Origin of the sequence: Leisingera sp. SS27, assembly GCF_028368855.1 — a bacterium.
Lineage (GTDB): Bacteria > Pseudomonadota > Alphaproteobacteria > Rhodobacterales > Rhodobacteraceae > Leisingera.
Genome location: NZ_JAQNCY010000001.1, coordinates 487,015 through 513,640, shown reverse-complemented (window position 1 = coordinate 513,640; position 26,626 = coordinate 487,015). Strand labels below are relative to the sequence as shown.

Sequence of the window (26,626 nt, the reverse complement as noted above, 5' to 3'; positions counted from 1 at the left end):
TACGGAACTGACCTGATATGCCTACCGGAGCCCGCCTTGCCGCCGCAATTTCTCTGGCAACTCTGGCGTTCATTGTCTCGTTTCTGGTCATGCCGCTGCTGCCTGAGGGCACCAACTTCGGATATTTCGTGCACATCAACGTGGTGCTGGGGCTGCTTTGCGGCTGGATTTTCATGGGCAAGCGCGCCGGCCGCGGGGTTGTGCCTGCGATCAACAATGGCCTGACGGGCATGGCCGTGCTGGTGCTGTGGGCGCTGTTTGTCCAGGGCGCTTGGGAAATGTTCCGCCTTGCCATGCGGCACCGCTACGGCGGCCCGTTTGAGGCGCTGTCGCAGATTTTTGTCATCGGGATGGAATACTTCTTCCTGATCGCCGTGCCGTCGGTGCTGATACCTTTGGTGGTCGGCGGCGCGCTGGCCGGCCTTGTGACCGAAAACGCTTCGCAGCGCTGGCGCTGAAAACAATTACAAACGACAGGTTGTCTCCCGTGGCTGATCTCTTCTTCTTTGGCACGCTGCGCCATTTGCCTTTGCTCGAGCTGGTTCTGGGCCGCAGCCGGGACGTGCTGAGGGCGCAGCCCGCCAAACTGCCTGGCCACGGTGTCTATCAGGTTGTTGGTCAGCCTTTTCCCGCAATCGAGGAACGTCAGGGTGCCGCTGCAGATGGCGTTCTGGTGCGGGATCTGTCGCAGGCCGATCTGGATGCCTTGAACTTCTATGAGGGCGGCTTCGGCTACGCGCTCAAGCCAGTTACAGTAGAGCTGGAGGACGGAAGCACGGCCGCGGCTGACGTCTATTTCCCGGAGCCGAGGCTTTGGCAGACTGCGGAGCCCTGGGACCTTGCGGCCTGGGTCGCAGACTGGGGTGCGCTCTCCTTGCGCGCTGCTGAGGAAGTGATGGCTTATCATGGCCGGATGAGCGCTGAGGAGGTGGCCCGCAGTTTCCCCTCCATCCGCCGCCGCGCCGCTGCCTGGCTGGCAGGTCAGGCCCGGCCCGGCGACGGGGTGCATGTGCTCAGCCGCGATGTGATCGTCCATTCCCACAAACGTGCCCACCTGAACTTCTTCGCAATGGAGGAGATGGACCTGCAATTCCGCCGTTTCGATGGCAATATGAGCCCGGTACTGAACCGGTCGGCGTCCATGGCGGGCCATGCGGCTGTTGTGCTGCCTTATGACCCGGTGCTTGACCAGGTGCTGCTGGTGGAACAATTCCGCGCACCGCCCTTCATGATGGGGGACGCTCACCCCTGGATGTGGGAGCCGGTTGCAGGTGTGATCGACCCGGGCGAGACCGCCGAGGAGACCGCCCGGCGCGAGGCTGTGGAGGAGGCGGGGGTCACCCTCCAGCACATGGAGGCTGTTGCGCGCGGCTATCCTTCCAGCGGGGCTTTGGCGGAATATATTCATATTTTCATTGGCATAGCGGATCTTTCTGATGTCTCGGGCGGCGGTGGCGTTGCCGGCGAAGGCGAAGATATCCGCAGCAAGACCCTCAGCTATGAGGAGCTGATGGCCGGGATCGATGCGCAGGCCTATCAGGACATGCCGCTGAGCACGGCAGCGCTGTGGCTGTCACGGCACCGTGATCGTCTGCGCGCACAGCATTCCTGACCCGCTTCCCGCCTTGTGATCGGCAATCCGCTTGGATACACCATGGGGGAACGATCGAAAGGGATACCATGCGCATTGCACGCGATCTGGCTGATGCCGTCGGCCATACACCTCTTATCCGCCTGAACCGCGTCAGCGAAGAGACCGGCTGCGAGATCCTGGGCAAGGCGGAATTCATGAACCCGGGCCAGTCGGTCAAGGACCGCGCCGCGCTCTATATCATCCGCGACGCCATTGCCCGCGGAGATCTGAAACCGGGCGGAACCATCGTTGAAGGCACCGCCGGCAACACCGGCATCGGCCTGGCACTGGTCGGCGCTTCGATGGGCTTCAAGACGGTGATCGTGATCCCGGAAACCCAGTCCGAGGAAAAGAAGGACATGCTGCGCCTTGCTGGTGCCCAGCTGGTTCAGGTTCCCGCAGCGCCCTACAAGAACCCCAACAACTACGTGCGCTATTCCCAGCGCCTGGCTGAGAAACTGGCCAAGACCGAACCCAATGGCGCCATCTGGGCCAACCAGTTCGACAACGTCGCCAACCGTCAGGCCCATGTTGAAACCACCGGCCCGGAGATCTGGGAACAGACCGGCGGCAAGGTGGACGGTTTCGTCTGCGCCGTCGGCTCCGGCGGCACCATTGCCGGCGTCGCCGATGCGCTTCAGCCCAAGGGCGTGAAGATAGGACTTGCAGACCCGATGGGCGCGGCGCTCTATTCCTACTACACCAAAGGCGAGCTGGCCTCTGAGGGCAGCTCGATCACCGAGGGCATCGGCCAGGGCCGCATTACCAAGAACCTCGAAGGCTTCACACCGGATCACAGCTATCAGATTTCCGACGCAGAAGCCGTGCCTTACGTCTTTGATCTGCTGCACGACGAGGGCCTTGTGCTGGGCGGTTCCTCCGCGATCAACATCGCCGGTGCCGTGCGCCTCGCCAAGGAAATGGGGCCGGGCAAGACCATTGTGACCGTGCTGTGCGACTACGGCACCCGGTACCAGTCCAAGCTGTTCAACCCCGATTTCCTGCGTGAAAAGAACCTGCCGGTGCCGGAGTGGATGACCCACACGCCCGCATCGATCCCCGGTGTTTTTGAGGACGTATGACACCTTTGATAACCGCTTTGCGGAATGTGCTGCTGGGGCTGGTCCTTGTGACTGGCCTCGCAGTGCCTGCGCTGGCGCAGCTGACCGCTGAGTCCCGCGCCTACTATGAGGACTGGCTCAAGACCGCGACCCGCGCGGAAGAAGTGATTGACGCCAGCCGCGCTTCCAGCGCCGCACTGGAAACACTGCGCAAGGAGCTGACCACCTACCGCCAGCGGTTTCTGGAAGCGCGGACGGAAAACGGCGACCGTATCAAGACATTGGAAGGCCAGATCAGCGCCCTTGGCAAGGCGCCGGAAGAGGGCGAGAGCGAACCCGAGGACATCGCCCGGCTGCGCGCCTCCCTGGAAGAGCAGCTGCGCGACCTGAAAGTGCCGCGCATCGTCTCCGAGGAGGCCTACAGCCGTGCCAACGGCCTGATTTCCGAGATCGACAAGATCATCCGCGAGCGCCGCACCCGCACCCTGCTGGAGCGCGGCCCGTCGCCGCTGAATCCGGAACACTGGCCCGGAGCCTTGCGCACCCTCAACCGGTCGGCAAGCTCGATCTGGAATGAGACCGCCTCAAGGATCGGCAGTGCCACCACTGCCGAACGCATAAACAACAGCCTGCCGGCGCTGCTGCTGCTCTTGGGAATTGCCGCGTTTCTGCTGCTGAGGGGGCGCCCCTGGGCCCATGCCGCGGGCGACTACTTGCGCCAGTTCGGCAGCAGCGGCCGCGGTGTCTGGGGCTTCATTGTGTCGCTGCTCGAAGTCATTCTGCCTTTCATCGGCATCATCTGCCTGGCCGCTGCGGTGGAACTTTCGGGCATCCTCGGCAGCCGCGGCACGCTTCTGCTGGACTATGTCCCAGGCTGGGCGCTGCTGGTCCTGTCATTCCACTGGCTGGGCAACCAGCTGTTCTCGGGCCGTATCGAAAACGATCTGGTGCCGGTGCAGGAGGGGCGGCTGAATGAAACCCGGCTGATGGTCGATATCCTGGCGGTGATCCTGGTGATGCAGGATGCACTGGTAAAGCTGGAAAACATCGAAACCATCCCGTCCTCCGTTCACGCAGTTGCCAGCTTCCCGCTGATCACCGCGGCCGCTCTGGTGCTGCTGCGGCTGCACCGGATCGGTGCCAAACGGCGCCAGAAGCAGACGGCGGACACCGCAGAGGACGGTGCCATTGCCGCCGGGGCCAACCGCATCCTGACCTTTGCGCGGCGCGCCAGCTACTTGCTGGGCTTTGTTTCTCCGCTGCTGGCCGCGCTTGGCTATGTCAACGCGGCTGAGGCGCTGATCTACCCCGCGGTGTCCACTCTGGCCCTGCTGGCCGCACTGCTGGTGTTCCAGCGGTTCCTGGGCGATGTCTACGGCTGGCTGTCCGGCAAGGGTTCTGCCGCGCGGGAGTCGCTGTTTGCGGTCCTGATCGGCTTCCTGCTGGCTGCCCTGGCGCTGCCGCTGCTGGCGCTGATCTGGGGCGCGCGGGTGGCGGACATGACCGAGCTCTGGTCGCGCTTCCTCGAGGGCTTCCAGATCGGCGACACCCGTATATCGCCCACCGCCTTCCTGACCTTTGCGGTGGTCTTTGCTGCAGGCTACGCGCTGACCCGGCTGATCCAGGGGTCCCTGCGCAATTCGCTGCTGCCCAAGACCAAGATCGACCCGGGCGGCCAGAACGCCATCACCTCAGGCCTGGGCTATGTCGGCATCTTCCTGTCGGCAGTGATTGCCATTTCCATGGCAGGCCTCGACCTGTCCTCGCTGGCCATCGTTGCCGGTGCACTGTCGGTCGGCATCGGTTTCGGCCTGCAGACCATCGTGTCGAACTTCGTCTCCGGCATCATCCTCCTGATCGAACGCCCGGTCTCCAAGGGCGACTGGATCGAGGTCGGCGGGCTGATGGGCTACGTGCGCGACATCTCGGTGCGCTCCACCCGGATCGAGACCTTTGACCGCACCGATGTGATCGTGCCGAACTCGGACCTGATCAGCGGAACCGTCACCAACTACACCCGCGGCAACACCGTGGGCCGGGTGATCGTGCCGGTTGGCGTCGCCTATGGCACCGAACCGCGCAAGGTCGAGGCCATTCTGACCGAGATTGCCAAGGCGCATCCGATGGTGCTGCTCAATCCGGCGCCTTATGTGGTGTTCCAGGGCTTTGGTGCCGACTCCCTGGATTTTGAAATCCGCGCTATCCTGCGCGACGTGAACTGGGTTCTGTCGGTGAAATCCGACATGAACTATGAAATCGCCAAGCGCTTCCAGGAAGAGGGTATTGAGATCCCCTTCATGCAGCGCGACATCTGGATCCGCAATCCGGAGGCGCTTTCAACCGGGGGCGCGGCGCCTGCCAGCGCTGCCAGCAGCAGCCCTCCGGCCCCGGCAATACCGCCCAGGCCGGACGTGAGCGATCTGCAGCAGGACCAAGAGGGAGAAGGGGAAGCCGATGCCGACAAGTGAACCGCTGTTCCGCAAGGACGCCTATGCCCGGATGACCGAGGCCGAAGTGGTGGCCCACTCTGATCAGGGCGGGATCGTGCTGAACCGGACCTTATTCTATGCCACCGGCGGCGGCCAGCCTGGCGACAGCGGCCAGCTTTTGTGGGCCGGCGGCCAGTGCTCCATCGCAACCACGGTCAAGGGCGGGGAGGGCGCGATCATTCTGGTCCCGCATGAAGGCGAGCCGCTGCCTGCGGTGGGCACCACAGTGACCCAGACGCTCGACTGGGACCGCCGCTATGGCCACATGCGGGTCCACACCGCACTGCACCTATTGTCAGTGGTGATTCCGCTGGAGGTGACCGGCGGCTCGATCGGTGCGGACAAGGGGCGGCTGGATTTCAATATGCCCGAGGCGCCGGAAGACAAGCAGGCGCTGCAGGCGCAGCTGCAGGCACTGATCGACCGCGATCTGGCGGTGACGGAGGACTGGATCACCGACGCCGAACTGGATGCCAACCCGCAACTGGTCAAGACCATGTCGGTGTCACCGCCGCGCGGGGCAGGACACGTCCGCCTGGTGCGGATCGGCACGGAAGACGAGCAGGTGGACCTGCAGCCCTGCGGCGGCACCCATGTGAAGCGCACCGGCGAAATCGGCCGCATCCGCCTTGGAAAGGTTGAGAAAAAGGGCAAACAGAACCGCCGCGTCTACCTGCATCTGGAGGCCTGAAAAAGTTTTGGGGGTAAGTGAAGTTTTTGCAGTTTCAGCCCTTGCAATTCCCCGGCTGATCCTTCAAAAGCCCCCTCAACGGAGAGGTGGCCGAGTGGTCGAAGGCGCACGCCTGGAAAGTGTGTAGGCGGGAAACCGTCTCCAGGGTTCGAATCCCTGTCTCTCCGCCATAACCCTGAAACTGCCGTTGAATGTACGCCCCCTGCCGCACTGCAGGGCGTTGCAATCCGTCCGGCTGCTTCGGGTTTGAATAAATTCCCCTGGACTATCACCTTGTTCACGCGCGGCCGGTTGCTGCCCTTTTGCTGCCTTGATTCGTGTCTTGCAGGGTAATCTTTGGTCTATCCGGGAAACAAAAGCCGCGGATCGCGCATAATTGATTGCCGTATGGGCCCCAATCTCAAGGCGGCATCGGCAAAATGAGGCAGACGGCGCTGAGCGCGCCCGGAAAGTTCCATGTTTCGGATTTGGAAACCAAATCTGCCCTGAAACCGCCCGTACATGGTGGGAACGGCATGTTTGCCCCCATCCAACACGCAATTTGGGGCAACATCTGGAAACAGTCACCGGTGCCTGAACCTTGAACAGACCGCAATTATCCGATCGGGCGGCGAAATGAGGGGAATTTTAGGCAATTTTTTGGCTTTGTCGCCCGCCGCGCCTAAAGTATTCATGATTCAGCCCATTGGGGGGGCATGTTCTGCAAGCTGCTGGACTGTGGTGGACTGCTAAAATTTAATTTTAAGTCTTCGTGCCGTTATAAGCACATTCCACTGATCCGAAAAGCGACTGCAATCCGGCTGCGTGCTGCTTGAGCACGCAAACCAGAACGCATGCGCGGTCTGGCCCTCTTCCTGCATGGGCGGGTGTTTTTTGGGCGGCATTCTGCGTGGCTGCGCGATTGCCAGGCTGGTCCGGACGATGGGGCTTGGGACCTGCCCGGCAAGGAGAGGGTGAAGACTATGAGCGACGAAAATCCGAATCCGGAACTGGACGGAATCGTAGAGGGGACCGCAGGCAATGACCTGATTGACGGGGCCTACACCGGCGATCCTGAAGGCGACATGGTTGACAATGCAGACGCCATAGATCCCGCAGCAGGGCCTGATGACGACGTCATCGTCGCTGGCGGCGGCGATGATACTGTCTACGCGGGTTCGGGCAGTGACACTGTGGACGGCGGCAGCGGAAACGACCTGATTCTCGGCGATGGCGTCTCGGGTGTCTATGAACCTGTAAAGATCACCATCTCCTCGACCAGCGCTACTTTTCAGAACCAGGTCTTTGCCTACACCATCGATCCGGAAACCGGTGAGATCAGCAATATTGTCGTGCTATCTGAGGATGCAAATGCGGATGTGGGCGAGACCTACACCTATGATGCGCCCGCTGGCGCGGTAATCGGCGTTGGCATCATCAGCCCGCAAGGAACCTTCTATTCCTCGGGTTACGGCGAGAATGCCGATCTGAACCCCGACGGGCTGGACCATACCAAGGGGATCTACGAGTTCCCCGATGGATCGGTGCAGCTGGGGTTCGAGGATCTGCGCAATCTTGGTGACAGGGACTTCAACGACGTCAAGCTGATCGTTGATCTGGGCACCTCCGGCACGACGCTGGACAGCGCGCACTACGACTACTCCTCCGACCCCGTGGACCCGGTTGTGCCGGGTGATGACAGCCTGAGCGGCGGCGAGGGCGACGACACCATCCTTGGCGGCGGCGGCAATGACACCATCGACGGCGGCGACGGATCCGACTCGGTGGAAGGCGGCGATGGCGACGATGTGATCGACACCTCCAGCGACAGCGGCACACCTCTGCCTGACCGCGGCTTCCCGGGTTACACCGGCACAGACCCGGATATTCCGTTCATACCGGCCGATGCCGATCCCTATGACGACCGCGACACGGTTCTGGGCGGGGCTGGCAACGACACCATCTCCACCGGGGATGACGCCGACCTGATCGACGGCGGCACCGGCATGGATGTGATCGACGGCGGCATCGACGACGACACCATTGATGGCGGCGCGGATGCCGACCTGATCACCGGCGGCGAGGGATCAGACCTCATCGAAGGCGGCAGCGGCGGCGACACCATCTATGGCGGGCTGGACCCGGCTTTCCCCGACGGGCTGAACATCACCGACGACGGCAGCGATGGCCGCCCCGCGGACCCGGATCCCACCAACGGGATGGATACGATCTACGGCGGCGCCGGCAATGACGTGATCTATGGCCAGGATGACGACGACGAGATCTATGGCGGCACCGGAAATGACACCATCGATGCAGGCATCGACGATGACTATGTCGAGGGCGGTGACGGCAACGACCTGATCACCGGCGGCCAGGGCGCTGACACGCTGTCGGGCGGTGACGGCCGCGACACGTTCATCGGCGGCACTGCTGGTGACGTTGTTGACGGCGGCTCCGGCGGCGACGACTTTGACACTCTGGACCTGACAGGCAGCGGCCCGTTCGAGCTGACTGGCGTCACGGTTGATCCGGATGGCAACAGCCTGTCGGGAACCGTGAACTTCCTCGATGAAGACGGCGGCGTGACCGGCTCGATGACCTTTGGCGAGATCGAGCAGATCATTCCCTGCTTCACACCGGGCACGCTGATCGCCACGCCGCAGGGGGAGCGCAAAGTCGAGGACCTGCAAGCCGGTGACCGGGTGATCACCCGCGACAACGGCATTCAGGAAATCCGCTGGGTCGGCACCCGCACGCTGCAGGCCGGTGATCTGAAAGGCGCCGCGCATCTCCAGCCGGTTCTGATCCGTCAGGGCGCCCTGGGCAACGGCCTGCCGGAGCGTGACATGATGGTCAGCCCGAACCACCGGGTGCTGGTCGCCAACGACAAGACCGCGCTCTACTTTGAGGACCGTGAAGTGCTGGTTGCGGCGAAGCATCTGACCGGCCTGGCTGGCGTGGATCCGGTCGAGGTCGATAGCGTGATCTACATCCACTTCATGTTCGAGCAGCATGAGGTTGTGCTGTCCGACGGTGCCTGGACCGAAAGCTTCCAGCCCGGCGATCAGTCCCTGCGCGGGCTGGACAATGCACAGCGCAATGAACTGTTCGAACTGTTCCCGGAACTGAAATCGCAAAAGGGCCGCGAAGGTTACACCTCCGCGCGCCGTTCCCTTCGGAAACACGAGGCGCATCTGCTTGTGCACTGAAAAGTGCAGCTGCCGTCTTGGGGGAGGCGGTGGAAAAGAGCGTAGCGCAGGAAGGCAGGGCCTTGTGCCCTGCCTTCTCTGCTTTTGCAGGGATCAGCGGTTCTGGCGCCAGGCGGCCCAGTCGTGCGGCGTGTCCAGATCGGTCACCGCGTGCCGGCCTGGCAGCGGAACGGGACGGACCGTCTCAGCCTTCAGGATGCTGCGGGCGCCTTGATCCCCTCCCAAGGACTTTAGGGCTTTGAAACAGCGCTGCGGAAACAGCACCGGATGGCCTGGTGTGCCGTCCTGTGCCGTGGCGCGCAGGATGGGGCTGTCATGTCCGCCGAAATGCGCGGCAAGGCGCAGCATGTCCTGGGCCGTTATTTCCGGCATGTCGGCGGGCAGGATCATCACCGACTCTGTTCCTGCTGGCAGCGCTGCAATGCCGCGGCGGATGGAGGCGGCCATGCCCTCAGCCGCATCCGGCACCGGAACCTGGATTGCATCGCCTGTTGCTGCCGCCCGCGGATGAGACGGGCCGGGCAGGGTGACGAAAACCTGTAGCCCGGTCAGCCCGGCGCGGCGGCACATCAGGGTGAGAAGGGGCTGGCCGTCCACCTCCTCCATCAGCTTGTCGCGGCCCTGCATCCGGGCGGAGGCGCCGGCGGCGAGCAGGAGAATAGCGATGGCGGTCATGACTGTTCGAACCTCGGCTTCTGCCGGGCTGATGGATGCCTCCGGCGGGGATATTTTTAGCCAGATGAAGAGGCGGATCCAGTGAAAGCCGCATAGGTCAGTAGGATTGACCGAATGTTTCGCGCGCGAAACATTCGGGTGCCGGCACTGACCTATGTGTTGCGCGGGTTTCGCGGCGTCAGCGTGCGCTGATATGGCAACGGGGCGGATTCAGGTCAGGCGGGCTGACCTGAATTCAGTGCTTTTGGGGCTCAGCCGCGCATCCGGGCGCCGTCGGTGTCGAACAGCGGCTGGGTGACCAGCCGGGCCTTGTACATCTGGCCGAGGATTTCGATTTCCACTTCAAGGCCTTCAACGGCTTTCCCCGTGGGGACAAACCCCAGCGCGATGGATTTCTGCGCATAGTGCGAGTAGCCCCCGGAGGTGCAGAATCCCACGACTTCGCCGTCGAGCCAGATCGGTTCATAGGCCACGACATCGGCGTCGTCTGCCGCGACCTCAAAGGCGCAGAGCTGGCGGGCGGGGCCCGCGTCGCGTTCGGCCTCAGCTGCCGCGCGGCCGATGAAATCCGCGGGTTTCTTGAAGGAGATGAAGCGGTCCAGCCCGGTTTCCGCAGCGGTGTAGTCCGGCGAGAATTCCCGCAGCCAGGAGCCGAAGAACTTGTCCAGCCTGAGCGACATCATCGCCCGCATGCCAAATGGCTTCATGCCCTGCGCTTGGCCCGCAGACCAAAGGCTGTCCCACAGGGACCGCTGGCTGGGCAGGTCGCAGTAGATCTCATATCCCAGATCGCCGGTATAGCTGACCCGCTGCACGATACAGTCGGCCATGCCGACGGTCAGGCGGCGCACATCCATGAAGCGCATGTCCGAGATGTCCCGGCGGGTACAGGCCTGCAGCACCTCGCGCGCCTTGGGGCCTGCAATCTGGAAGCCGTTGCGGGTGTCGGAGATGTTTTCGAGGTGAACACCGTCGTCCAGGTTCTGCAGGAACCAGCGCATGTGGTAGGCTTGGCTGCCGTAGGAGGCGGTGAGCTGGAACTCTTCTTCCGCCCCTGATTTGCCAAGGCAGGAGATGGTGAAGTCGCCGATCAGGCGGCCCTTGGGGGACAGCATCGGGGTCAGCGACAGGCGGCCCGGCTGCGGCACCCGGCCGGCCATGATCCGGTCGAGCCAGGAACGGGCGCCGGCGCCCTTGATCAGGTATTTGCCGAAGTTGTGGACCTCGTTGATGCCCACATTTTCGCGGACCGCCTTGACCTCGCGCGCGGTGGCCTCGAATGCGTTGGAGCGGCGGAAGGAGGGGGTCTCGTAGCGCGGCTCGTCCCCTGTCGCGAAGTAGTTCGGGACCTCCATGCCGTATTGCGCGCCCCAGACCGCGCCCATGCCATCGAAAACGTCGTACATCGGGGTGGTGCGGAACGGGCGGGCCGCGGGCAGCTCCTCGTTCGGGTAGGCGATGGAGAAGCGTTTTTGATAGTTTTCAATGACTTTCGGGCGGGTGTAGCCCGGGGTGATCCAGTCGCCGAAGCGGGCGCAGTCCATTGCGAATGTGTCGCGTTCGCATTCGCCCTCGACCATCCATTGGGCCAGCATCAACCCGACGCCGCCGCCTTGGCTAAAGCCAGCCATGACGGCGCAGGCGGACCAGTAGTTGCGCATGCCGGGCACCGGGCCGACCAGCGGGTTGCCGTCAGGCGCAAAGGTGAAGGGGCCGTGGATCACTGATTTGACGCCTGCGGCCTCCAGCGCCGGGAAGCGTTTGTAGGCAAAGGCAATGGAATCCTCGATCTTGTCGAAGTCATCGGGCAGCAGCTCGTGGCCGAAGTCCCAAGGCGTGCCATCGACCGCCCAGGGTTTGCAGGGCTGTTCGTAGAACCCGATGCAGAGGCCGCGGCCCTCTTGCCTGAGGTAGCTTTCGCCGGCCGGGTCCATCACATGCGGGTGCTCGCCGCCGCCGTCGATGATTTCGGCGATCATCGGCACCTCGTCGGTGACGATGTACTGATGCTCCATAGGGTGAAGGGGGAAGTAAACGCCGGCCATGGCGCCGACCTCGCGCGCCCAGAGGCCGCCTGCGTTGACCACATGCTCAGCGTGGATGGTGCCCTTGTTCGTCACCACGTCCCAGGTGCCGTCCGGGCGCTGGTTGGTCTCGATCACCTTGCAGTGGGTCTCAATCGTGGCGCCGCCCATGCGCGCGGCCTTGGCATAGGCGTGGGTGGTGCCGGAGGGGTCGAGGTGGCCGTCGAGCGGATCGTACAGCCCGCCGATGATGCCATCGACATTGGTGACGGGGGCGATCTTCTTGATTTCTTCGGGGGAGACGATTTCGGTCTCCAGCCCCATGAAGCGGTGCTTGGCGCGTTCCGCCTTCAGCATGTCGAAGCGTTCCTGGGTTTCAGCCAGGGTGACGCCGCCGACGTGGTGGAGGCCGCAGGACATGCCGGTGATCGCTTCCAGCTCTTTATACAACTTGATGGTGTAGCCCTGCAGCGCCGCCATGTTGGTGTCGCCATTGAGGGTATGGAAACCGCCCGCCGCGTGCCACGTCGAGCCGCTGGTCAGCTCCGAGCGTTCGATCAGCACGACGTCGGACCAGCCGAGCTTGGTCAGGTGGTAGAGGACAGAGCAGCCGACGACGCCGCCGCCGATCACTGCCACGCGGGTGGTGGTTTTCATGTGGGCCTCCCTGATAGGTGTTCCCTGCATTCTGTACAGAAGTGAACAGTAGTCCAGAAGAAAAACGGCACGCTGTGCCGCTAATGGGCTGTGAGGTTATTCCGAGGTGCGGAACCGGCTGTTCTGGATGAGGAAAATTGCCGTTAGAGGGGCGGCGAGGAGAAGGACGCCGACGGTGATCAGCAGCATGCCCAGCTGGGAATAGTCGGCGGGCGTGGTGATGGTGCCCGCCGAATCTGTGACCTCGCGGGTGACCACAAAGATCTCGTTCAGGTATTTGGTGCCGAGGCTGGAGGCTGAGAGCGCCAGGTTGGTGAAGGAGGCCATGACCGCAAAGAAAGTGGCCTTGAGCCCTGAGGGCGCGTTGCGGGCGATCCAGGCGAGCATCGGGATCATCGCGACCTGGCCCAGCGGCGATTCCACCGCGGTGTCGACGATGGCGATGAAGCGGGCATCGACCACGCCTCCGGTCATCGCTGCGGTCCAGTTGTGGGCGCCGTAGTAGAGCGCGATGTTGGGCAGGCTGAGGACGGCCTCGGTGATGGCCAGGAAGGCGACGATCCAGGCAATCGGACGGCTGGCCATCAGCGGGCGGAAGATCAGCATGCCGGCAAGTGTCAGTAGCGAGGTGATGAGGGACAGGACTGAGAGGAACTGCTGGTCAAAACCCAGCACGTCAATCTCGAACCAGGTGGCGCCGGGGCCGCGCAAAGGCGTGGCGCGGTAGACGAAGATGATGATGGCGGTGCCGATCAGGGCGCGGGCTTGGTCGGTGGGCAGCACCGCAACCAGCTGGCGCATCAGGAACAGGACGATGGCCATGGAGCCGCCAAAGACGATTTCCTGCGAGTAGGGGACGTCGCCGAGGCCCACGGCCAGGGAGAGTGCGACGAAGGCGCCGCCGCCGATGAAATACCAGTGGTTCGGGGTGACCGGTTCTCGTGGGAGGTCGATGCGTCTGCGGATTTCTGGTTCGGCCAGGCCTGCGCGGCGCAGAGCGGCGGCCTTGCGCCACTTTTGCCAGATCGCCAGCGCCACGCCGGACAGGGAAATCACCGGGATCAGCAGGGCGAGGGTGAAGACAAAACCGTAAAGCGCGCCTTTGTCCGCTTGCGGCAGGGCATCGGCGCCGTCGAACAGCGCGACATTCAGCGCGGCGGCGGCGCTGGATCCGCTGATAAGCGCGATGCGGCCGAAGGTCTGCATGGTGGTGTGCAGGGATTTGGTCTCAGCCTCGGGCAGGGGGGTGCCCTGAGCGTCAACATGCGGCACCGCCTCCACCGACATGGCGTCCGCCACCACATCCTGCAGCACGAAACCGCAGGGCGCCAGCAGGGCGGCGGTGACGTACCAGGCGCCCAGCGGCATCAGCGCGCCCATCATTTGGGGGTGCAGCACGATGGCAGCCAGGATGCCATAGCTGGCCGCCATCAGCGCGGCGCCTGCGAGGATCAGCAGGTATTTCCAGCGCCAGATCAGGTCGACCAGATGGCCCAACGGCATCTTCAGCGCCCAGGGCAGCCCGACCCAGAACGCCAGACCGGCCAGGAAGGCGGCGGAGAGGTCCAGGTATTCCTTGACGTAAAAGGACGCGGCGACGGTGCTGATGCCCTGCGCGCCATAGGCGAAATAGATCAAGAGCGGCGGCAGGAAGGACCAGCGCAGCTGCCGGAACAGCTCCAGCACGATGCTGTCGAACCAGCCCCAGGCCAGCACTGCCGCGCGGGTCATTGCCGCCCTCCCGTCAAGAAAGCGGCCGGATCTTCAGCTCGGTCACGCGGTTGCCCTCGCGCGCCGTGACTTCAAAGCGGAAGCCATGGAACGAGAATACCTGACCCTTGACCGGGATCATCTGGGCCTCGTGTATGACGAGGCCCGCAACGGTATTGGCCTCGTCATCCGGCAGGCTCCACTCGATGGCCCGGTTCAGGTCGCGGATGGTGGTGGCGCCTTCGACCAGATAGGAGCCGTCGGCGGTCTTTCTGGCGACGCTTTCCTCTGCGGGGTCGAATTCGTCGGTGATCTCGCCGACGATCTCCTCCAGGATGTCCTCCAGCGTGATCAGCCCTTGCAGGGCACCGTATTCATCAACCACCAGCGCAAAGTGGGACCGCATGCGCAGGAACTGCCGCATCTGCTCGTCCAGGGTGGTGGTTTCGGGCACGAAGTAGGGGGCCTTGGCCACTTCCGCGATGTCAAAGGACTTCAGCCGGCCGGAATCCCCGCCCGCGCCGCCGGCCTGCTCATACATCGCACGGAACAGGTCCTTGGCGTGAACCACACCGATAATGTTCTCCTGTTCGCCGCGAAACACCGGCAGGCGGGTGTGCTGGCTGTGCAGGCATTGCTCCAGGATGGTTTCGGGTTCTGCGTCCGCGTCAACCATTTCGATGTGGGAGCGGTGCAGCATGATCTCCTCGACAAAGCGGTCGGAGAGGTCGAGCGCGCCCAGAATGCGGTCGCGGTCTTCCTTTTCGACCACACCTTCTGAGTGGCCAAGCTGCAGGGCGCCCGCGATTTCCTCGCGCACGGCCATGATGTGGCTGTCGGGGTCGATCTGCACACCGAAGACGCGCAGCACGCCGCGCACGAAAAGCCGCACCGCGCCCACGATCGGCGACAGGATCATGACGAGGAAGCTGATCGGGGCAGACACCGCCGAGGCGGCCTTCTCGGCGTTGGAAATTGCGTAGGTCTTGGGCAGAACCTCGGCAAAGACCAGCACCAGGAGGGTCATCACCAGCGTCGCCATCGCAACACCGCCTTCACCGAAGAGCCTGGTGAACAATGCGGTGGCGAGTGATGCTGCAAGGATGTTGACAACGTTGTTGCCCAGCAGGACCGAACCGATCAGGCGCTCATTATCTTCGGTAATGAAGAGCGCGCGCTGCGCCCCGCGGGAGCCCTTGTCGGCCTGGGCGCGCAGCTTGCCGCGCGAGGCGGCGGTCAGTGCGGTTTCCGAGCCCGAGAAGAAGCCGGAAAAGACGAGGAGCAGCACGATGGCCCCGGCAGTGGTCCAGAAGGCGCTGTCGAGAACGGTGGAGGCGGTGTCCATGAGGAGGCGGGTGTCCGGTCAGTTGATTGTTCGCAGTATTTATGGGGTCTTAGCCCCGCCGCTTCAAGCGGTGCCGTCAGCTGCGCTTGGCCAGCGGGTGATGTTCCAGCACCAGTTCCTGAAGCCGGGCGTCCAGAACATGGGTGTAGATCTCTGTGGTGGCGATGTCGGCATGGCCCAAAAGCGCCTGGATCGCACGCAGATCGGCGCCGTTTGCCAACAGGTGGGTGGCAAAGGCATGGCGCAGGGTGTGCGGCGTCACCTTGTCCGGGGAGATGCCGCCGATCACTGCCAGTTCCTTGATCAGCAGATAGAACCGGTGGCGGGTCAGGTGGCCGGATTTGCCGCGGGACGGGAACAGGAAGCGCGAGGGCGGGTGGCTCTTGGCTTCGCGCTCAGCTTCCGTCTCGTCCCGCACCAGCAGCCATTGCGCCAATGCTTCGCGGGCCGGCGGCGACAGCGGCACCATGCGTTCCTTGCCGCCCTTGCCCAGGATCAGCAGCATCCGCGGGTCGCCGCGGGCGGCGGAGACCGGCAGCGAGACCAGCTCGGTGACCCGCATGCCGGTAGCATAGAGCAGCTCCATCAGGCAGGTGTTGCGCAGCCGGTCGGCCTCTGTCCGGCCGGTCTGGCGGGCGGCGTCCAGCAGGCGGTCGACCTCGATCACTTCAAGGGTTTTGGGCAGCCGCTTTTCCCGTCCGGGGCCCCGGATCTGGATTGCGGGGTTGTCCTCGCGCCAGCCTTCCTCAAATGCGAAACGGTAGATCTGCTTGGCCGCCGACAGCCGCCGGGCGCGGGTGGCACGCGCCAGTCCCTGAGCGTCGCAGCTGATCAGATAAGCCTCGATATTGTCTTGAGTGGCGGTCAGGAAGCTGAGTTTGCGGTGTTCCAGCCAGGCGGTCAGATCCTTGAGGTCGCGGCCATAGGCCAGCAGTGTGTTCTGCGAGGCCCCGGTTTCCGCCGCCTGGGCATCCAGGAAGGTGGAAATCCATTGCAAGTTGTCGCGCGGGGCTGCCATGTCAGCCGTGCTCCAGCAGCATCAGCTGGAGGGCGGCGCGGCGGGCGGTGTCCTCCAGCCCGACGGCGCGGAAGGCGGAGAGGGCAGCGGTCAGATCGCCAAGATTGCCGTCGGCCCCTTGGGCAAAGAGCACCATGCTGCGCAGGATCGCCTCGCCAAGCTGGCCGTTGTCGAGCAGCCGGCGGATGGCGGGTGGCGCGGAAGCCTCCGCAGCAAACCCCAGCGAAATGGCGTCTGCCAGCGGTGATGGCGCAGCCGCATCGCCGGGCCGGCCCTGGGCAAGGGCCGCCAGGAAATGGTCTGCCGCGCCAGAAGCCTGAGCGTCATGGGCAGCGGTTTCGTAAGCCGGTGACAGCAGGCGGATCCGCCAGGCAAGCTGGGCAGACGGGCCTGTAAGCTCTGCGCGCGCCAGCGGCTCGGCAAAGAGATCTGCAAAGACGGTTTCGGTGCCGGCTTCCTGCATGGCCTTCCAGGCGCGGGGCAGGGATCTGGCTATGGCGTCAGGGCTGCCGGAACTCAAGTCGTCTTCGAGTTTCTGAACCGCCGAAACCCGATCCCAGATGCCGCCGGAGGCGGCCGGCCTGCGGGCGCTGAACAAGCCCAGATACTGGTTCGGGTTGAGCGCGCCGGCGCGGGCCAGCCGCTCTGCCGCTTCCAGCTGCGCCTTCCAGCCGGCAATGTCGCGCAGGTCGGCGGCGGCAAATGCCGGCGGCAGCGGGGCGGTCGGCATGCTCTCGCCAATGGTTTCAAACAGCCGGAAGGTCAGCGGGTCAGGATGCGCCGGGCGGCGCAGCGGCGGGGCCAGTTCGAACAGGTCCGGATTCAGGAACCTGTCGAGCAGATCCATTTGGTCCTTCGGCAGCAGCTCCAGCGCGTGGGCCGTTTCCAGCATCAGCGCCGCGGTCGGCCAGTCGCCGCGCCGGGCTGCGCAGAAAATCCGCACGGCGTAGCTGTCCGACAGATGCGGCGACGCGGTGAGGGCCGCGCAGGAGGCATCCTCGCTGCCGGTGAGCAGGGTGGCGTCGAACCAGCGCGCAAAGCGGTCTTTGCTGTCTGCCGGGCCTGCGTGCTCCACCAGTGCCTGCGAGGGATCGGTGGCCCCCAGTGCCAGCAGCCGGTCGAGCCGGGCCAGCAGGATCCGGTCGCCGGTGGCGGCGGGCGGGCGGGTTTCCGACAACAAGAGGGTGAACAGCAGCGCCTGCATCGCCGGGCTGCCGCGCACCGGCACGGTTTCGATCAGATGGGTAATGTCATCGGCGGAACTGCCGCGCCAAAGGTCGGCAGGCAGGCCGGTTGCGGCAGCAGGCACCAGCCCGACCGGAGGCAGCAAGGTTTCCAGCGGCGTGACGGATATTTGGGGCAAAGCAGCGGTTCCCGCGACGGGCGGTTCCAGCAGCACCGTGCCCGGCAGCCCGACCCTGGGTGCCGGCTGGTTCAGCCAGTCAATTGCCGCCAGCGGTTCGTTGGCAAGCGCGCTGCCTGCCAGCATCACTCCGGCGGCAGCCGCCTTAATCCGCATTCAGCACCACCGGTTTGCGCACTTCGCTGCTGGGCGCGCTGAAATCGGCACCGAACCAGGGGCCGACATAGGCATATCCCACCAGCCCGATTGCAGCCAGAACCAGCAAGTAGACCAAATACTTAATCAATCGCCCCATAGTGCATCCAATGCCTGTTTCCTGCTCTTTTGCCCAAGTTATATATTCCCTTTTCGGCAAGATCACGTCATTCACTGAAGAATGAGCGAAAAAGAGCAAATCAGCGGCCAGAAGGCAGCAGCGCCGGTGCCGGGGAAATTGAAGAAGACCATCGTGATGGTGGGCATGATGGGGGCGGGCAAGACCGCCGTGGGACGGGCGCTGGCGGCCCGGCTGAACGCGCCGTTTCTGGACAGCGATCACGAGATCGAAGCCGCCGCCAACATGACCATTCCGGAGATCTTCGCCCGCGACGGCGAGCCGTTCTTCCGCCAGAAGGAGCGCCAGGTGATCGCGCGGCTGCTGGAAGAGGAGCGCGGTGTGCTGTCCACCGGCGGCGGGGCCTTCCTGGCAGAGGAGAACCGGCAGGTGATCACCGCCAAGGGTGTCTCGGTCTGGCTGAATGCCGACCTTGAGGTGCTGTGGAACCGGGTGCGCCATCGCGACACCCGCCCGCTGCTGCGCACGGCCGACCCGCGTGCGACACTCAGCAACCTGTATCACCAGCGGGTGCCGCTTTATGCCAAGGCGGATGTGGCGGTGGTCTCGGACGGGCAGGCCTCGATTGAAACCATGGTGGACCGCGTGCTGGATGCCTTGAAGGCACGCCCCGATGTATTGGAGTGGAACTGATGGAGCGCACGGTTCATGTGCCCCTGGGCGAACGCGCCTATGATGTGGTGATCGGCCCCGGCCTGCTGGCGCAGGCGGGGGAGCGGATCAAGCCGTTCTTGAGCCGCCCGCAGGTGGCGGTGCTGACGGATGAGACCGTGGCGGAGAAGCACCTGGACGCCCTGCGTGCCGGGCTGGCCGCTGCGGGTGTGGAGATGACTGCGCTGGCGCTGCCGCCGGGTGAGGCGACCAAGGGCTGGCCGCAGTTCACCCGCTCAGTCGAATGGCTGCTGGAGCAGAAGGTGGAGCGCGGCGACGTGGTTGTGGCCTTTGGCGGCGGGGTAATCGGCGACCTGGCGGGCTTTGCCGCTGCCGTGCTGCGCCGCGGCGTGCGGTTTGTGCAGATCCCGACCTCGCTCCTGGCGCAGGTCGACAGTTCCGTGGGCGGCAAGACCGGCATCAATGCCCCCCAGGGAAAGAACCTGATCGGCGCTTTCCACCAGCCGTCTCTGGTGCTGGCAGACACATCGGTGCTGGAAACCCTGACCGCCCGGGATTTCCTGTCCGGCTATGGCGAAGTGGTGAAATACGGCCTGTTGGGCGATTCGGAGTTCTTTGCCTGGCTTGAGCAGAACGGCCCTGCGCTTGCCGAGGGCGATGTGGCTGCGCGGGTCGAGGCGGTGGCGCGGTCGGTGCAGATGAAGGCCGATATCGTGGTGCGCGACGAGACCGAACAGGGCGACCGGGCCCTGCTCAATCTGGGCCATACCTTCTGCCACGCGCTGGAGGCGGCCACCGGGTATTCGGACCGGCTGCTGCATGGCGAGGGCGTGGCGATCGGCTGCGCGCTGGCGTTTGAACTTTCGTCGAAGCTGGGCCTGTGTTCGCAGGAAGACCCCAGCCGGGTGCGCGCGCATCTGAAGGCGATGGGCATGAAGACCGATCTGGCCGATATTCCGGGTGATCTGCCCGGAGCCGGGGCGCTGCTGGATCTGATGGGGCAGGACAAGAAAGTGGTTGCCGGCCAGCTGCGGTTCATTCTGGCGCGCGGCATCGGCGAGGCGTTCGTGACTGGCGACGTGCCGCCGGAGAAGGTCCTGGAGGTGCTGAGCAGCGCAGGTGCCTGAACCGCGGTGCACAGAACGCAGACAGTCAAAGGGCAGCCGCAGAGGCTGCCCTTTCTGTTTTGCCGGCGGTGCCGGGGTCAAGCGGCGCTGCTGTTCAGATCCTGGTCCCAGCCGTCGTCGCTGTCATCAAAGTCGATGGCCAGCGGTGGATGCGCCGCGGGCGCGGGAGCGGCGCTTGCCGTCGATCCCAGCGTGAATTGTGTGACCTGCTCCCGCAGTTCCTGCGCCTGATCGGACAGCGATGTCGTCGCCGCGGTGGTTTGCTCGGCCATGGCGGCGTTTTGCTGGGCCATCATCTCCAGCTCGCCGACGGCAGTGTTGACGTCGTTCATCTGCGCCGACTGGTCCTTCATGCTGCCGGCGATTTCGACCACCAATGAGGAAATCTCACCGACCTGCTCATTCACGGTGGCCATCGCCTGGCCGGCCTGATCCACCAGCGCGGCGCCGTTTTTGACCTGGTCGGAACTGCGGGCAGTCAGTTCGTCGATCTGCTGCACGGCATCGGCGCAGCGCTGTGCCAGCATCCGCACCTCGGAGGCGACCACTGCAAAACCGCGGCCTGCTTCGCCAGCGCGGGCGGCCTCGACCCCGGCGTTCAAGGCCAGCAGGTTGGTCTGGAAGGCGATGTCCTGGATCACCTTGGTGATCTGGGAAATCTCTTGAGAGGATTCCTGAAGCTTGTCCATGGCAGAGATCGTGTTCTTTACCACCTCGTCACAGGATTTGACCCCGTGCTGGGCGCTGTCCGCCAGCATTTCGGCGCGGCCGGCATTTTCCGCAGTCCGCTTCACGTTGCCGGTCAATTCGCCCATTGCCTGGGTGGTTTTTTCCAGCGTCGCCGATTCCGCCTCGGTGCGGTGGGCCAGGTCCATGGAGGCCTCGGCAATCGACTTGGTGCTTTCATCGACGCTGCTGGTCAGTTCGGCAATCACGGAAACTGCTGCACTGAGCGACGTCAGCGAGTCGTTGAAGTCCATACGGATCGATTTGAACTCCTCCGGAAAGAATTCCTGGATCGGGTTGTCCAGCCGCTTGTGCTGCAGGTCCGCAAGGGCGCTGCCGATGCTGCGGGCGACGGTCAGGATCTCCTCGCGGCGGTCCTTCTCCTCCTGCACGCGCTCTTCCTGCTTGCGCTGGGTGACGGTGCGCAGGTCCACCACATTGCGGGCAACCGCGCCGATCTCGTCACGGCGGGTCGCGCCTGGAACCTCAACTTCGGTTTCGCCGGAGCCAAGTTTTTTCAGCGCCACATTCAGGACCGACAGGTTCCGGGTCATGTCGCGGGCGATCACCAGGCTGAGCAGCAGAACGAGCCCCAGCATGACAACGGCGAAAATGGCCATCTCTGTCAGCATCAGCTTGTTGTGTGCGTCAAAGGCCGCCATGTCGCGCTCCAGATGCTCGATCAGCAGCATTTCCTTCTTTTGCAGCACCTCGATGGCCTTGGTTGCGGCTGCGAACCATTGCTCAGCCGTAACGCCTTCACCGTCTGTGCCGTGCAGAATTGATTCGCGCATTTCATCGAATTTCTTCATGGCAGGATCGCTGAACAGGCCTTTGACGGCGTCGCGGTCCTCAGCGGTTGCGAAATTCTTGAACGTGCTCAGGCGTTCCTTGAACAGTTCATGATCGGCAACGAACGCTTCGCGGTCTTCAGGTTTCCAGCCATGATTGAACCCAACGGCGCCGGCGGCACGTTCCAGGCCCGCGGCGTCGATTGCGCGCATGAAGAAGGGCAGTGCCACGGCTTCCTGAGAGATCACGGGGTCGTCAATGCCCTTGGCCAGTGCCAGGCCGGTCTGGATGAGGGCCTCGTTCAGGTCCGTGTAATAGGAAATCAATGCCTTCAGTTTCAAGGAATGGGTGTCAATCTTCTGGCGGATGTCCTTCTTGCGGGCCAGTTCCGACTTGGCAAAGGCGATTGCCTCTGCGGACTCGGATGGCAGCGACGCCGGGTCGACGTGGCTGATCTCCTCAAGATAGGCGGCCATTTTGGCGTCATTTTCCTGGCGCACCTTGACCAGTTTCTCCGGCGGTGCGCTGGCGGCGCTTTCGAGATAGCTTGCGCTCAAACCGCGTTCCAGCTGCAGATTGTGGACCAGACTGCTCATATGTTCCATCACCTGACCGGCAAAAACCGTGTCGGCCTGTGCCTTGCGCTGCAGATCGAGCAGCGTTTGCCCGATGAACCAAAGGCTGAGCAGCAGAGGAGCCGCCAGAAGCATTCCGATCTTGGTGCTGATCGAGAGATGCTGCAGAAAACGCATACCCATATTCCGAATCCTTGATGTACCTTTTCACGACATATCCATTCACCATCCGTGATATGTCTTAATTTTTGCCTAGCCTTGCTGTGCGGGCGGTTAATAGGGGCTGGGGCAGCTATGGAAGGCGGGTGTTCCGCTCCGGTTTCCGGTGCTGGGGTGTGCAACTGGTAAAGCGCTGAAAGATTGGCCGTATATGCCGCCGCAATCAAGCAGGGCGGGTGGGGCGGAACCTTCTGGAAGAGTGCAAACGGAACTCTTTAGCGCCGTTATTGCGCGGGGACTTGGAAGCTTCGTAAAGGCACGGGTAAGGCAGCGTTAAAAGAAAAGCCCTCCGGCCCGGTTGGGACGGAGGGCTTAAGCAGAAGCTGCCCGGTTTCCTGAGAGGCCCGGCTGGGCTCAGAACGGGATTTCGTCGTCGTCGATGTTGTGGGAGGCGCCGCCGCCAAAGTTGCCGCCGCCGCCGCCCTGGGAGCCGCTGTCATAGCCGCCGCCGTAGCCGCCGCCTTGATTGCCGCCGCCATAGCCGCCACCGCCCTGGCCGCCGCCACCGCCGCCTTCGCCGCGGCCGTCCAGCATGGTCAGCGTGCCGCCGAAACCCTGCAGCACGATTTCGGTCGAGTACCGGTCCTGGCCGCTCTGGTCCTGCCATTTGCGGGTCTGCAGCTGGCCTTCGACGTAGACCTTGGAGCCCTTGCGCAGGTACTGCTCGCACACGCGCACCAGGCCCTCGCTGAAGACAGCGACGGAGTGCCATTCAGTCTTCTCACGGCGCTCGCCGGTGTTGCGGTCCTTCCAGGTTTCCGAGGTGGCAATCCGCAGGTTGCAGACCTTGCCGCCGTTCTGGAAGCTGCGCACCTCCGGGTCGCGGCCCAGGTTGCCGATGAGCATGACTTTGTTGAGTGAGCCGGCCATAGGGTTCCGTCCTTTATTTCCTGAATATCCTGTCATTGACCGGACCGGTGCGAATCCGTCCGGGCTGTTTTGTCAGCACACTATAGACCCCGGCAGGGTGAGGAAAGCAGCTCTCTGGGGATGGTTTTGCGCTTGTTTCAGCGCCAAACCCGGGTTCTTGCGCCTGTGTTGCTTTAAATTTGCTCCGCATTAGTTATATTTGCGCAAAGTGGGACAGTGTCGGGACAGCGGAAATGCGCAAGACCGTTGCGGGTTTGGTAATTGCCATGGTTGGGGCAGGGCAGCCTGCGTCTGCCGATATGCTGGGAACAAAGAACCGGCGGGATCTGTTCGCTGCGCACACCAGGGTGCTGGATGGACGCGCCGCGACCCAGTACAAAAACTCTGTCCGGCTTCAGCCCCAGACCTTCAGTATCCCTTCCGCTGGCGGCACGCTGCCTTACAGCGGCAAGTACCGCGGCCAGTATCTGGAAATGGCGCGCAGTGCGGCGCGCCAGCATGGCGTGCCTGAGGATCTGTTCCTGCGTCTGGTCCAGCAGGAGAGCAACTGGAACCCCAATGCCAAGTCGCACAAGGGTGCCCTGGGGCTGGCGCAGCTGATGCCGGCCACAGCGCGGGCCCTGGGTGTGAACCCGGCGGTTCCGCAGCAGAACCTGGAAGGCGGCGCCCGTTATCTGGCGCGCCAGTTCCGCAAGTTCGGCTCCTGGCGGCTGGCGCTGGCGGCCTATAACGCGGGGCCTGATGCGGTGAAGAAATACGGCGGCGTGCCGCCCTACAAGGAAACCCAGAACTACGTCCGCAAGATCTGGGGCAGCTGAGGCGGCGCAGGCGTTAACCTGTGGATAACTTTCCTTAATGCCGCGTTAACTCCGCCGGAGTGTCAAGCATTTGCCTTAATTTTTCGTGAATCTGTGCGCAGGTTCTGGAGGGAATGCCTTGTATATCAACAGCTTTGACGAGCGTCTTGACCGCATTGACTGGCAGCCAAGCGCGGTGCCGACCCGGCATATGATCGACAGCGTTCTGGCAAGCCGCCTGCCGGTGCAGCCGCGCAGTGCGATGCTCAGCCTGGCGGGCGCGGTGACAGGTATCCTGATTGGCGTCGGGCTGAAGGGCATGGCGGTTCCGGACGCGCCTTGGGGGCCGGACAGCGGCTTGGCCGGACTGGCAGGCAGCGGCCTGACCCTGGCCGGACTTGCGGTTTCAGTTGCTGCGGCTCTGATTGCGGCAGCCAAGGGCAGCAAGGCGCCGCGGCTGATGCAATTCGCCTCAATCAACCTTCTGATGATTTCGGTGCTGCTGCTGAGCTGAGACCGCCCCCGTGGGAGTGGGGCATTGCTGCGATGCTGCGCATGAAAAAGCCGGGGTGTTAGAACCCCGGCTTTTTTGCGGCGTGTTGTTCCGGCGCCTTACTCGGCTGCGACCTTGATCACCGGCGTCATGCGCTCCAGCACGTCGTCGCTGAGGTGGCATTTGATCTGGTGGCCGCCGTCCAATGTGCGCACCGGCGGAACGTCCTTCTCGCACAATCCACCCGGCACTTCGGACTTCCAGCGGCAGCGGGTCTGGAACGGGCAGCCCGGCGGCGGGTTCATCGCCGAGGGGATGTCGCCCTCCAGAACGATGTGCTCTTTCTCCACGGAGGTGTCGGCGATCGGCACCGCGCTGAGCAGCGCCTCGGTATAGGGGTGGTAGGGCGGTGCAAACACCTGATCAGTGTCGCCCAGTTCGACCACATGGCCGAGGTACATCACCATCACCCGGTCGCTGAGATAACGCACAATCGACAGGTCGTGGGAGATGAACAGGAGTGTCGTCTTCTCGTTCCTCTGGATCTCCATCAGGAGGTCGGTGACCGCGGCCTGCACCGAAACGTCCAGCGCTGAGACGGGTTCGTCCGCCACCACGATCCGGGCGCCGCCGGCAAAGGCGCGGGCGATGCCCACACGCTGCTTCTGGCCGCCCGACAGCTGCCGCGGCATCCGGTCGGCAAAGGCGCGGGGCAGCTTCACCAGGTCCAAGAGCTCCAGCATCCGCTTGCGGCGTTCGGCCTCGGAATTGCCGATACCGAAGATTTCCAGCGCCCGCATGATCTGGCGGCCTACGGTCATCGACGGGTTCAGCGTGTCAAACGGGTTCTGGAATACCATCTGCACGTCGGAAACGGTTTTGGTGTCGCGCTCCTCGATCGGGATCTGCTCGATGTTGCGGTTGTCGAGCAGGATCTGGCCCTCGGTAGCGGTCTCCAGCCCCATCAGCACCTTGGCAAAGGTGGACTTGCCGCAGCCGGACTCGCCGACGATGGCAAGGGTTTCGGACTCGCGGGCCTCGAAGCTCAGCGTCTCGTTGGCTTTCACCACCTTTGTATCGCCGCCGCCGAACAGGGCGTTGGCAGCCACCTCGTAGTATTTCTTGAGGTTGTCCATCTTGAGGACGACCTTGCCGGGCGCGGTCTTTTCCTTCTGCTCGCCGACCGTGATCGGCGCATTCCAATCGATTTCCTGGAACTTGAGGCAGCGGGTTTCGTGGCGGTCGTTGCCATGCACCGGCGACATCGGGATGACCATGTCCTGATCGCAGCGGCCTTCCTCGAAGTAATCGCAGCGCGGGCCGAAGTTGCAGCCGGGCGGGCGTTCGTGGGGCAGCGGGAAGTTGCCGGGGATCGCCACCAGCGGGCGCGAGTTCTTGTCGGCACCCGGCAGCGGGATTGAGCGGAACAGCGCCTGGGTATAGGGGTGCTGCATCTCGTCAAACACGTCGTGGATGGATCCGCGCTCCACCGCCTCGCCGGAATACATCACACAGAGCCGGTCGCAGGTTTCCAGAACCAGGCCGAGGTTGTGCGAGATGAACAGCATCGAGGTGCCGTATTTCTTGCCCAGATCCTTGACCAGCTCGACCACCGCGGCCTCCACCGTCACGTCCAGCGCGGTAGTGGGTTCATCGAGGATCAGGAGTGATGGCTTCGACATCAGCGCCATCGCAATCACGATCCGCTGTTGCTGGCCGCCCGACAGCTGGTGCGGGAAGGAGTTCAGCATCCGTTCCGGGTCGGGCAGGCGCACGTCGGTCACCACTTCCAGCGCGCGCTGATAGGCTACCTTCTCGCTGACGCCCTCGTGGATCATCGGCACTTCCATCAGCTGCTTTCCGATCTTCATCGCCGGATTGAGCGAAGCCATCGGTTCCTGATAGATCATCGCGATCTCGTTGCCGCGGATGTCGCGCAGCTCCTCGGCGCTCATCTCCGCCAGATCGCGGCCCTTGAACTTGATGGTGCCGCCGACGACACGGCCGTTCTTGCCAAGGTCCTGCATAACGCCAAGCGCCACGGTGGATTTGCCGCAGCCGGACTCGCCGACCAGGCCGACCGCTTCGCCAGGCTGCACGGTGACCGAGAAATCCATCACCGCCGGAATTTCGCGCAGCCGGGTGAAGAAGGAGATCGACAGCTTGTTAATCTCGAGGATCGGGCCGTCGTAGTCTGCCAGTTTGTTCATATTCTTTTCTCCCT

20 protein-coding genes and 1 tRNA gene are annotated in these 26,626 nt (G+C 63.6%); 11 read left to right on the top strand and 10 right to left on the bottom strand.

Annotated elements, in window-relative coordinates:
- The first annotated feature begins 17 nt into the window (after positions 1–17).
- The 7 genes from N6L27_RS02435 to N6L27_RS02405 all read left to right on the top strand — a co-directional run bounded on the left by N6L27_RS02435 (position 18) and on the right by N6L27_RS02405 (position 9,065).
- A complete protein-coding gene (locus tag N6L27_RS02435) occupies positions 18–458 on the top strand; it encodes a TrgA family protein (protein ID WP_271905491.1) in 441 nt (146 codons plus the stop codon).
- Positions 459–487: 29 nt separating this feature from the next.
- Entirely contained in the window at positions 488–1,612 is a 1,125-nt protein-coding gene (locus N6L27_RS02430) for a gamma-glutamylcyclotransferase (RefSeq protein ID WP_271905490.1), read from the top strand.
- A gap of 68 nt (positions 1,613–1,680) precedes the next feature.
- Positions 1,681–2,715 (top strand): cysteine synthase A, encoded by a 1,035-nt coding sequence (locus tag N6L27_RS02425; protein WP_271905489.1) that lies wholly within the window; start codon positions 1,681–1,683, stop codon positions 2,713–2,715.
- Entirely contained in the window at positions 2,712–5,162 is a 2,451-nt protein-coding gene (locus N6L27_RS02420; protein ID WP_271905488.1) for a DUF3772 domain-containing protein, read from the top strand. Before N6L27_RS02425 ends, N6L27_RS02420 begins: the two co-directional genes overlap by 4 nt.
- Complete coding sequence (locus N6L27_RS02415; protein ID WP_271905487.1) at positions 5,149–5,874, top strand: alanyl-tRNA editing protein; 726 nt, start codon at positions 5,149–5,151, stop codon at positions 5,872–5,874. Before N6L27_RS02420 ends, N6L27_RS02415 begins: the two co-directional genes overlap by 14 nt.
- 80 nt (positions 5,875–5,954) lie before the next feature.
- Positions 5,955–6,044: transfer RNA gene (locus tag N6L27_RS02410), tRNA-Ser, on the top strand.
- A 792-nt stretch (positions 6,045–6,836) separates the two neighbouring features.
- On the top strand, positions 6,837–9,065 hold the full coding sequence (locus tag N6L27_RS02405; protein ID WP_271905486.1) for a Hint domain-containing protein: 2,229 nt from the start codon (positions 6,837–6,839) through the stop codon (positions 9,063–9,065).
- Positions 9,066–9,158: 93 nt separating this feature from the next.
- On the opposite strand, the gene N6L27_RS02400 is transcribed toward N6L27_RS02405, so the two are convergent.
- From N6L27_RS02400 to N6L27_RS02370, 7 genes are all read right to left on the bottom strand, one after another.
- Positions 9,159–9,740 carry a nucleotidyltransferase family protein gene (locus N6L27_RS02400; protein WP_271905485.1) on the bottom strand — a complete coding sequence of 194 codons (582 nt, stop codon included), beginning with the start codon at positions 9,738–9,740 and terminating at the stop codon, positions 9,159–9,161.
- A 251-nt stretch (positions 9,741–9,991) separates the two neighbouring features.
- Entirely contained in the window at positions 9,992–12,421 is a 2,430-nt protein-coding gene (locus tag N6L27_RS02395; RefSeq protein ID WP_271905484.1) for a GcvT family protein, read from the bottom strand.
- A 96-nt stretch (positions 12,422–12,517) separates the two neighbouring features.
- Complete coding sequence (locus tag N6L27_RS02390) at positions 12,518–14,152, bottom strand: hypothetical protein (RefSeq protein ID WP_271905483.1); 1,635 nt, start codon at positions 14,150–14,152, stop codon at positions 12,518–12,520.
- A 13-nt stretch (positions 14,153–14,165) separates the two neighbouring features.
- Positions 14,166–15,476, bottom strand: coding sequence for an HlyC/CorC family transporter (locus N6L27_RS02385; protein ID WP_271905482.1), 1,311 nt, complete (start codon positions 15,474–15,476; stop codon positions 14,166–14,168).
- A 76-nt stretch (positions 15,477–15,552) separates the two neighbouring features.
- Entirely contained in the window at positions 15,553–16,494 is a 942-nt protein-coding gene (locus N6L27_RS02380) for a site-specific tyrosine recombinase XerD (RefSeq protein WP_271905481.1), read from the bottom strand.
- A gap of 1 nt (position 16,495) precedes the next feature.
- The gene (locus tag N6L27_RS02375; RefSeq protein ID WP_271905480.1) at positions 16,496–18,013 is read right to left on the bottom strand and encodes a hypothetical protein; all 1,518 of its coding nucleotides are present in this window, start codon (positions 18,011–18,013) and stop codon (positions 16,496–16,498) included.
- Entirely contained in the window at positions 18,003–18,152 is a 150-nt protein-coding gene (locus tag N6L27_RS02370; protein ID WP_175392908.1) for a hypothetical protein, read from the bottom strand. Before N6L27_RS02370 ends, N6L27_RS02375 begins: the two co-directional genes overlap by 11 nt.
- Before the next feature lie 81 nt (positions 18,153–18,233).
- Here N6L27_RS02370 and N6L27_RS02365 point away from each other — a divergent pair, with 81 nt between their 5' ends.
- Both N6L27_RS02365 and aroB read left to right on the top strand, forming a co-directional pair.
- Entirely contained in the window at positions 18,234–18,824 is a 591-nt protein-coding gene (locus N6L27_RS02365) for a shikimate kinase (RefSeq protein WP_271905478.1), read from the top strand.
- Entirely contained in the window at positions 18,824–19,930 is a 1,107-nt protein-coding gene (gene aroB / locus N6L27_RS02360) for a 3-dehydroquinate synthase (RefSeq protein WP_271905477.1), read from the top strand. Before N6L27_RS02365 ends, aroB begins: the two co-directional genes overlap by 1 nt.
- Positions 19,931–20,007: 77 nt before the next feature.
- Here aroB and N6L27_RS02355 read toward each other — a convergent pair whose 3' ends face one another.
- A complete protein-coding gene (locus tag N6L27_RS02355; RefSeq protein ID WP_271905476.1) occupies positions 20,008–22,206 on the bottom strand; it encodes a methyl-accepting chemotaxis protein in 2,199 nt (732 codons plus the stop codon).
- A gap of 390 nt (positions 22,207–22,596) precedes the next feature.
- The gene (gene ssb, locus N6L27_RS02350; RefSeq protein WP_271905475.1) at positions 22,597–23,112 is read right to left on the bottom strand and encodes a single-stranded DNA-binding protein; all 516 of its coding nucleotides are present in this window, start codon (positions 23,110–23,112) and stop codon (positions 22,597–22,599) included.
- A 233-nt stretch (positions 23,113–23,345) separates the two neighbouring features.
- On the opposite strand from ssb, the gene N6L27_RS02345 reads away from it, so the two are divergent.
- Both N6L27_RS02345 and N6L27_RS02340 read left to right on the top strand, forming a co-directional pair.
- Positions 23,346–23,930 (top strand): lytic transglycosylase domain-containing protein, encoded by a 585-nt coding sequence (locus tag N6L27_RS02345; RefSeq protein WP_271905474.1) that lies wholly within the window; start codon positions 23,346–23,348, stop codon positions 23,928–23,930.
- Between the two features lie 118 nt (positions 23,931–24,048).
- Positions 24,049–24,423: a hypothetical protein gene (locus tag N6L27_RS02340; protein ID WP_271905473.1), complete on the top strand. Its 375-nt coding sequence runs from the start codon at positions 24,049–24,051 to the stop codon at positions 24,421–24,423.
- Between the two features lie 98 nt (positions 24,424–24,521).
- On the opposite strand, the gene N6L27_RS02335 is transcribed toward N6L27_RS02340, so the two are convergent.
- Positions 24,522–26,612, bottom strand: a complete 2,091-nt coding sequence (locus N6L27_RS02335; RefSeq protein WP_271905472.1) for a dipeptide ABC transporter ATP-binding protein — start codon at positions 26,610–26,612, stop codon at positions 24,522–24,524.
- Between the last annotated feature and the right edge of the window lie 14 nt (positions 26,613–26,626).

Coding starts and splice junctions, on each gene's coding strand:
- N6L27_RS02435 (WP_271905491.1), top strand. CDS start 18: ATGCCTACCGGAGCCCGCCTTGCCGCCGCAATTTCTCTGGCAACTCTG.
- N6L27_RS02425 (WP_271905489.1), top strand. CDS start 1,681: ATGCGCATTGCACGCGATCTGGCTGATGCCGTCGGCCATACACCTCTT.
- N6L27_RS02420 (WP_271905488.1), top strand. CDS start 2,712: ATGACACCTTTGATAACCGCTTTGCGGAATGTGCTGCTGGGGCTGGTC.
- N6L27_RS02415 (WP_271905487.1), top strand. CDS start 5,149: ATGCCGACAAGTGAACCGCTGTTCCGCAAGGACGCCTATGCCCGGATG.
- N6L27_RS02405 (WP_271905486.1), top strand. CDS start 6,837: ATGAGCGACGAAAATCCGAATCCGGAACTGGACGGAATCGTAGAGGGG.
- N6L27_RS02400 (WP_271905485.1), bottom strand. CDS start 9,740: ATGACCGCCATCGCTATTCTCCTGCTCGCCGCCGGCGCCTCCGCCCGG.
- N6L27_RS02395 (WP_271905484.1), bottom strand. CDS start 12,421: ATGAAAACCACCACCCGCGTGGCAGTGATCGGCGGCGGCGTCGTCGGC.
- N6L27_RS02390 (WP_271905483.1), bottom strand. CDS start 14,152: ATGACCCGCGCGGCAGTGCTGGCCTGGGGCTGGTTCGACAGCATCGTG.
- N6L27_RS02385 (WP_271905482.1), bottom strand. CDS start 15,476: ATGGACACCGCCTCCACCGTTCTCGACAGCGCCTTCTGGACCACTGCC.
- N6L27_RS02380 (WP_271905481.1), bottom strand. CDS start 16,494: ATGGCAGCCCCGCGCGACAACTTGCAATGGATTTCCACCTTCCTGGAT.
- N6L27_RS02375 (WP_271905480.1), bottom strand. CDS start 18,013: ATGCGGATTAAGGCGGCTGCCGCCGGAGTGATGCTGGCAGGCAGCGCG.
- N6L27_RS02370 (WP_175392908.1), bottom strand. CDS start 18,152: ATGGGGCGATTGATTAAGTATTTGGTCTACTTGCTGGTTCTGGCTGCA.
- N6L27_RS02365 (WP_271905478.1), top strand. CDS start 18,234: ATGAGCGAAAAAGAGCAAATCAGCGGCCAGAAGGCAGCAGCGCCGGTG.
- aroB (WP_271905477.1), top strand. CDS start 18,824: ATGGAGCGCACGGTTCATGTGCCCCTGGGCGAACGCGCCTATGATGTG.
- N6L27_RS02355 (WP_271905476.1), bottom strand. CDS start 22,206: ATGGGTATGCGTTTTCTGCAGCATCTCTCGATCAGCACCAAGATCGGA.
- ssb (WP_271905475.1), bottom strand. CDS start 23,112: ATGGCCGGCTCACTCAACAAAGTCATGCTCATCGGCAACCTGGGCCGC.
- N6L27_RS02345 (WP_271905474.1), top strand. CDS start 23,346: ATGCGCAAGACCGTTGCGGGTTTGGTAATTGCCATGGTTGGGGCAGGG.
- N6L27_RS02335 (WP_271905472.1), bottom strand. CDS start 26,612: ATGAACAAACTGGCAGACTACGACGGCCCGATCCTCGAGATTAACAAG.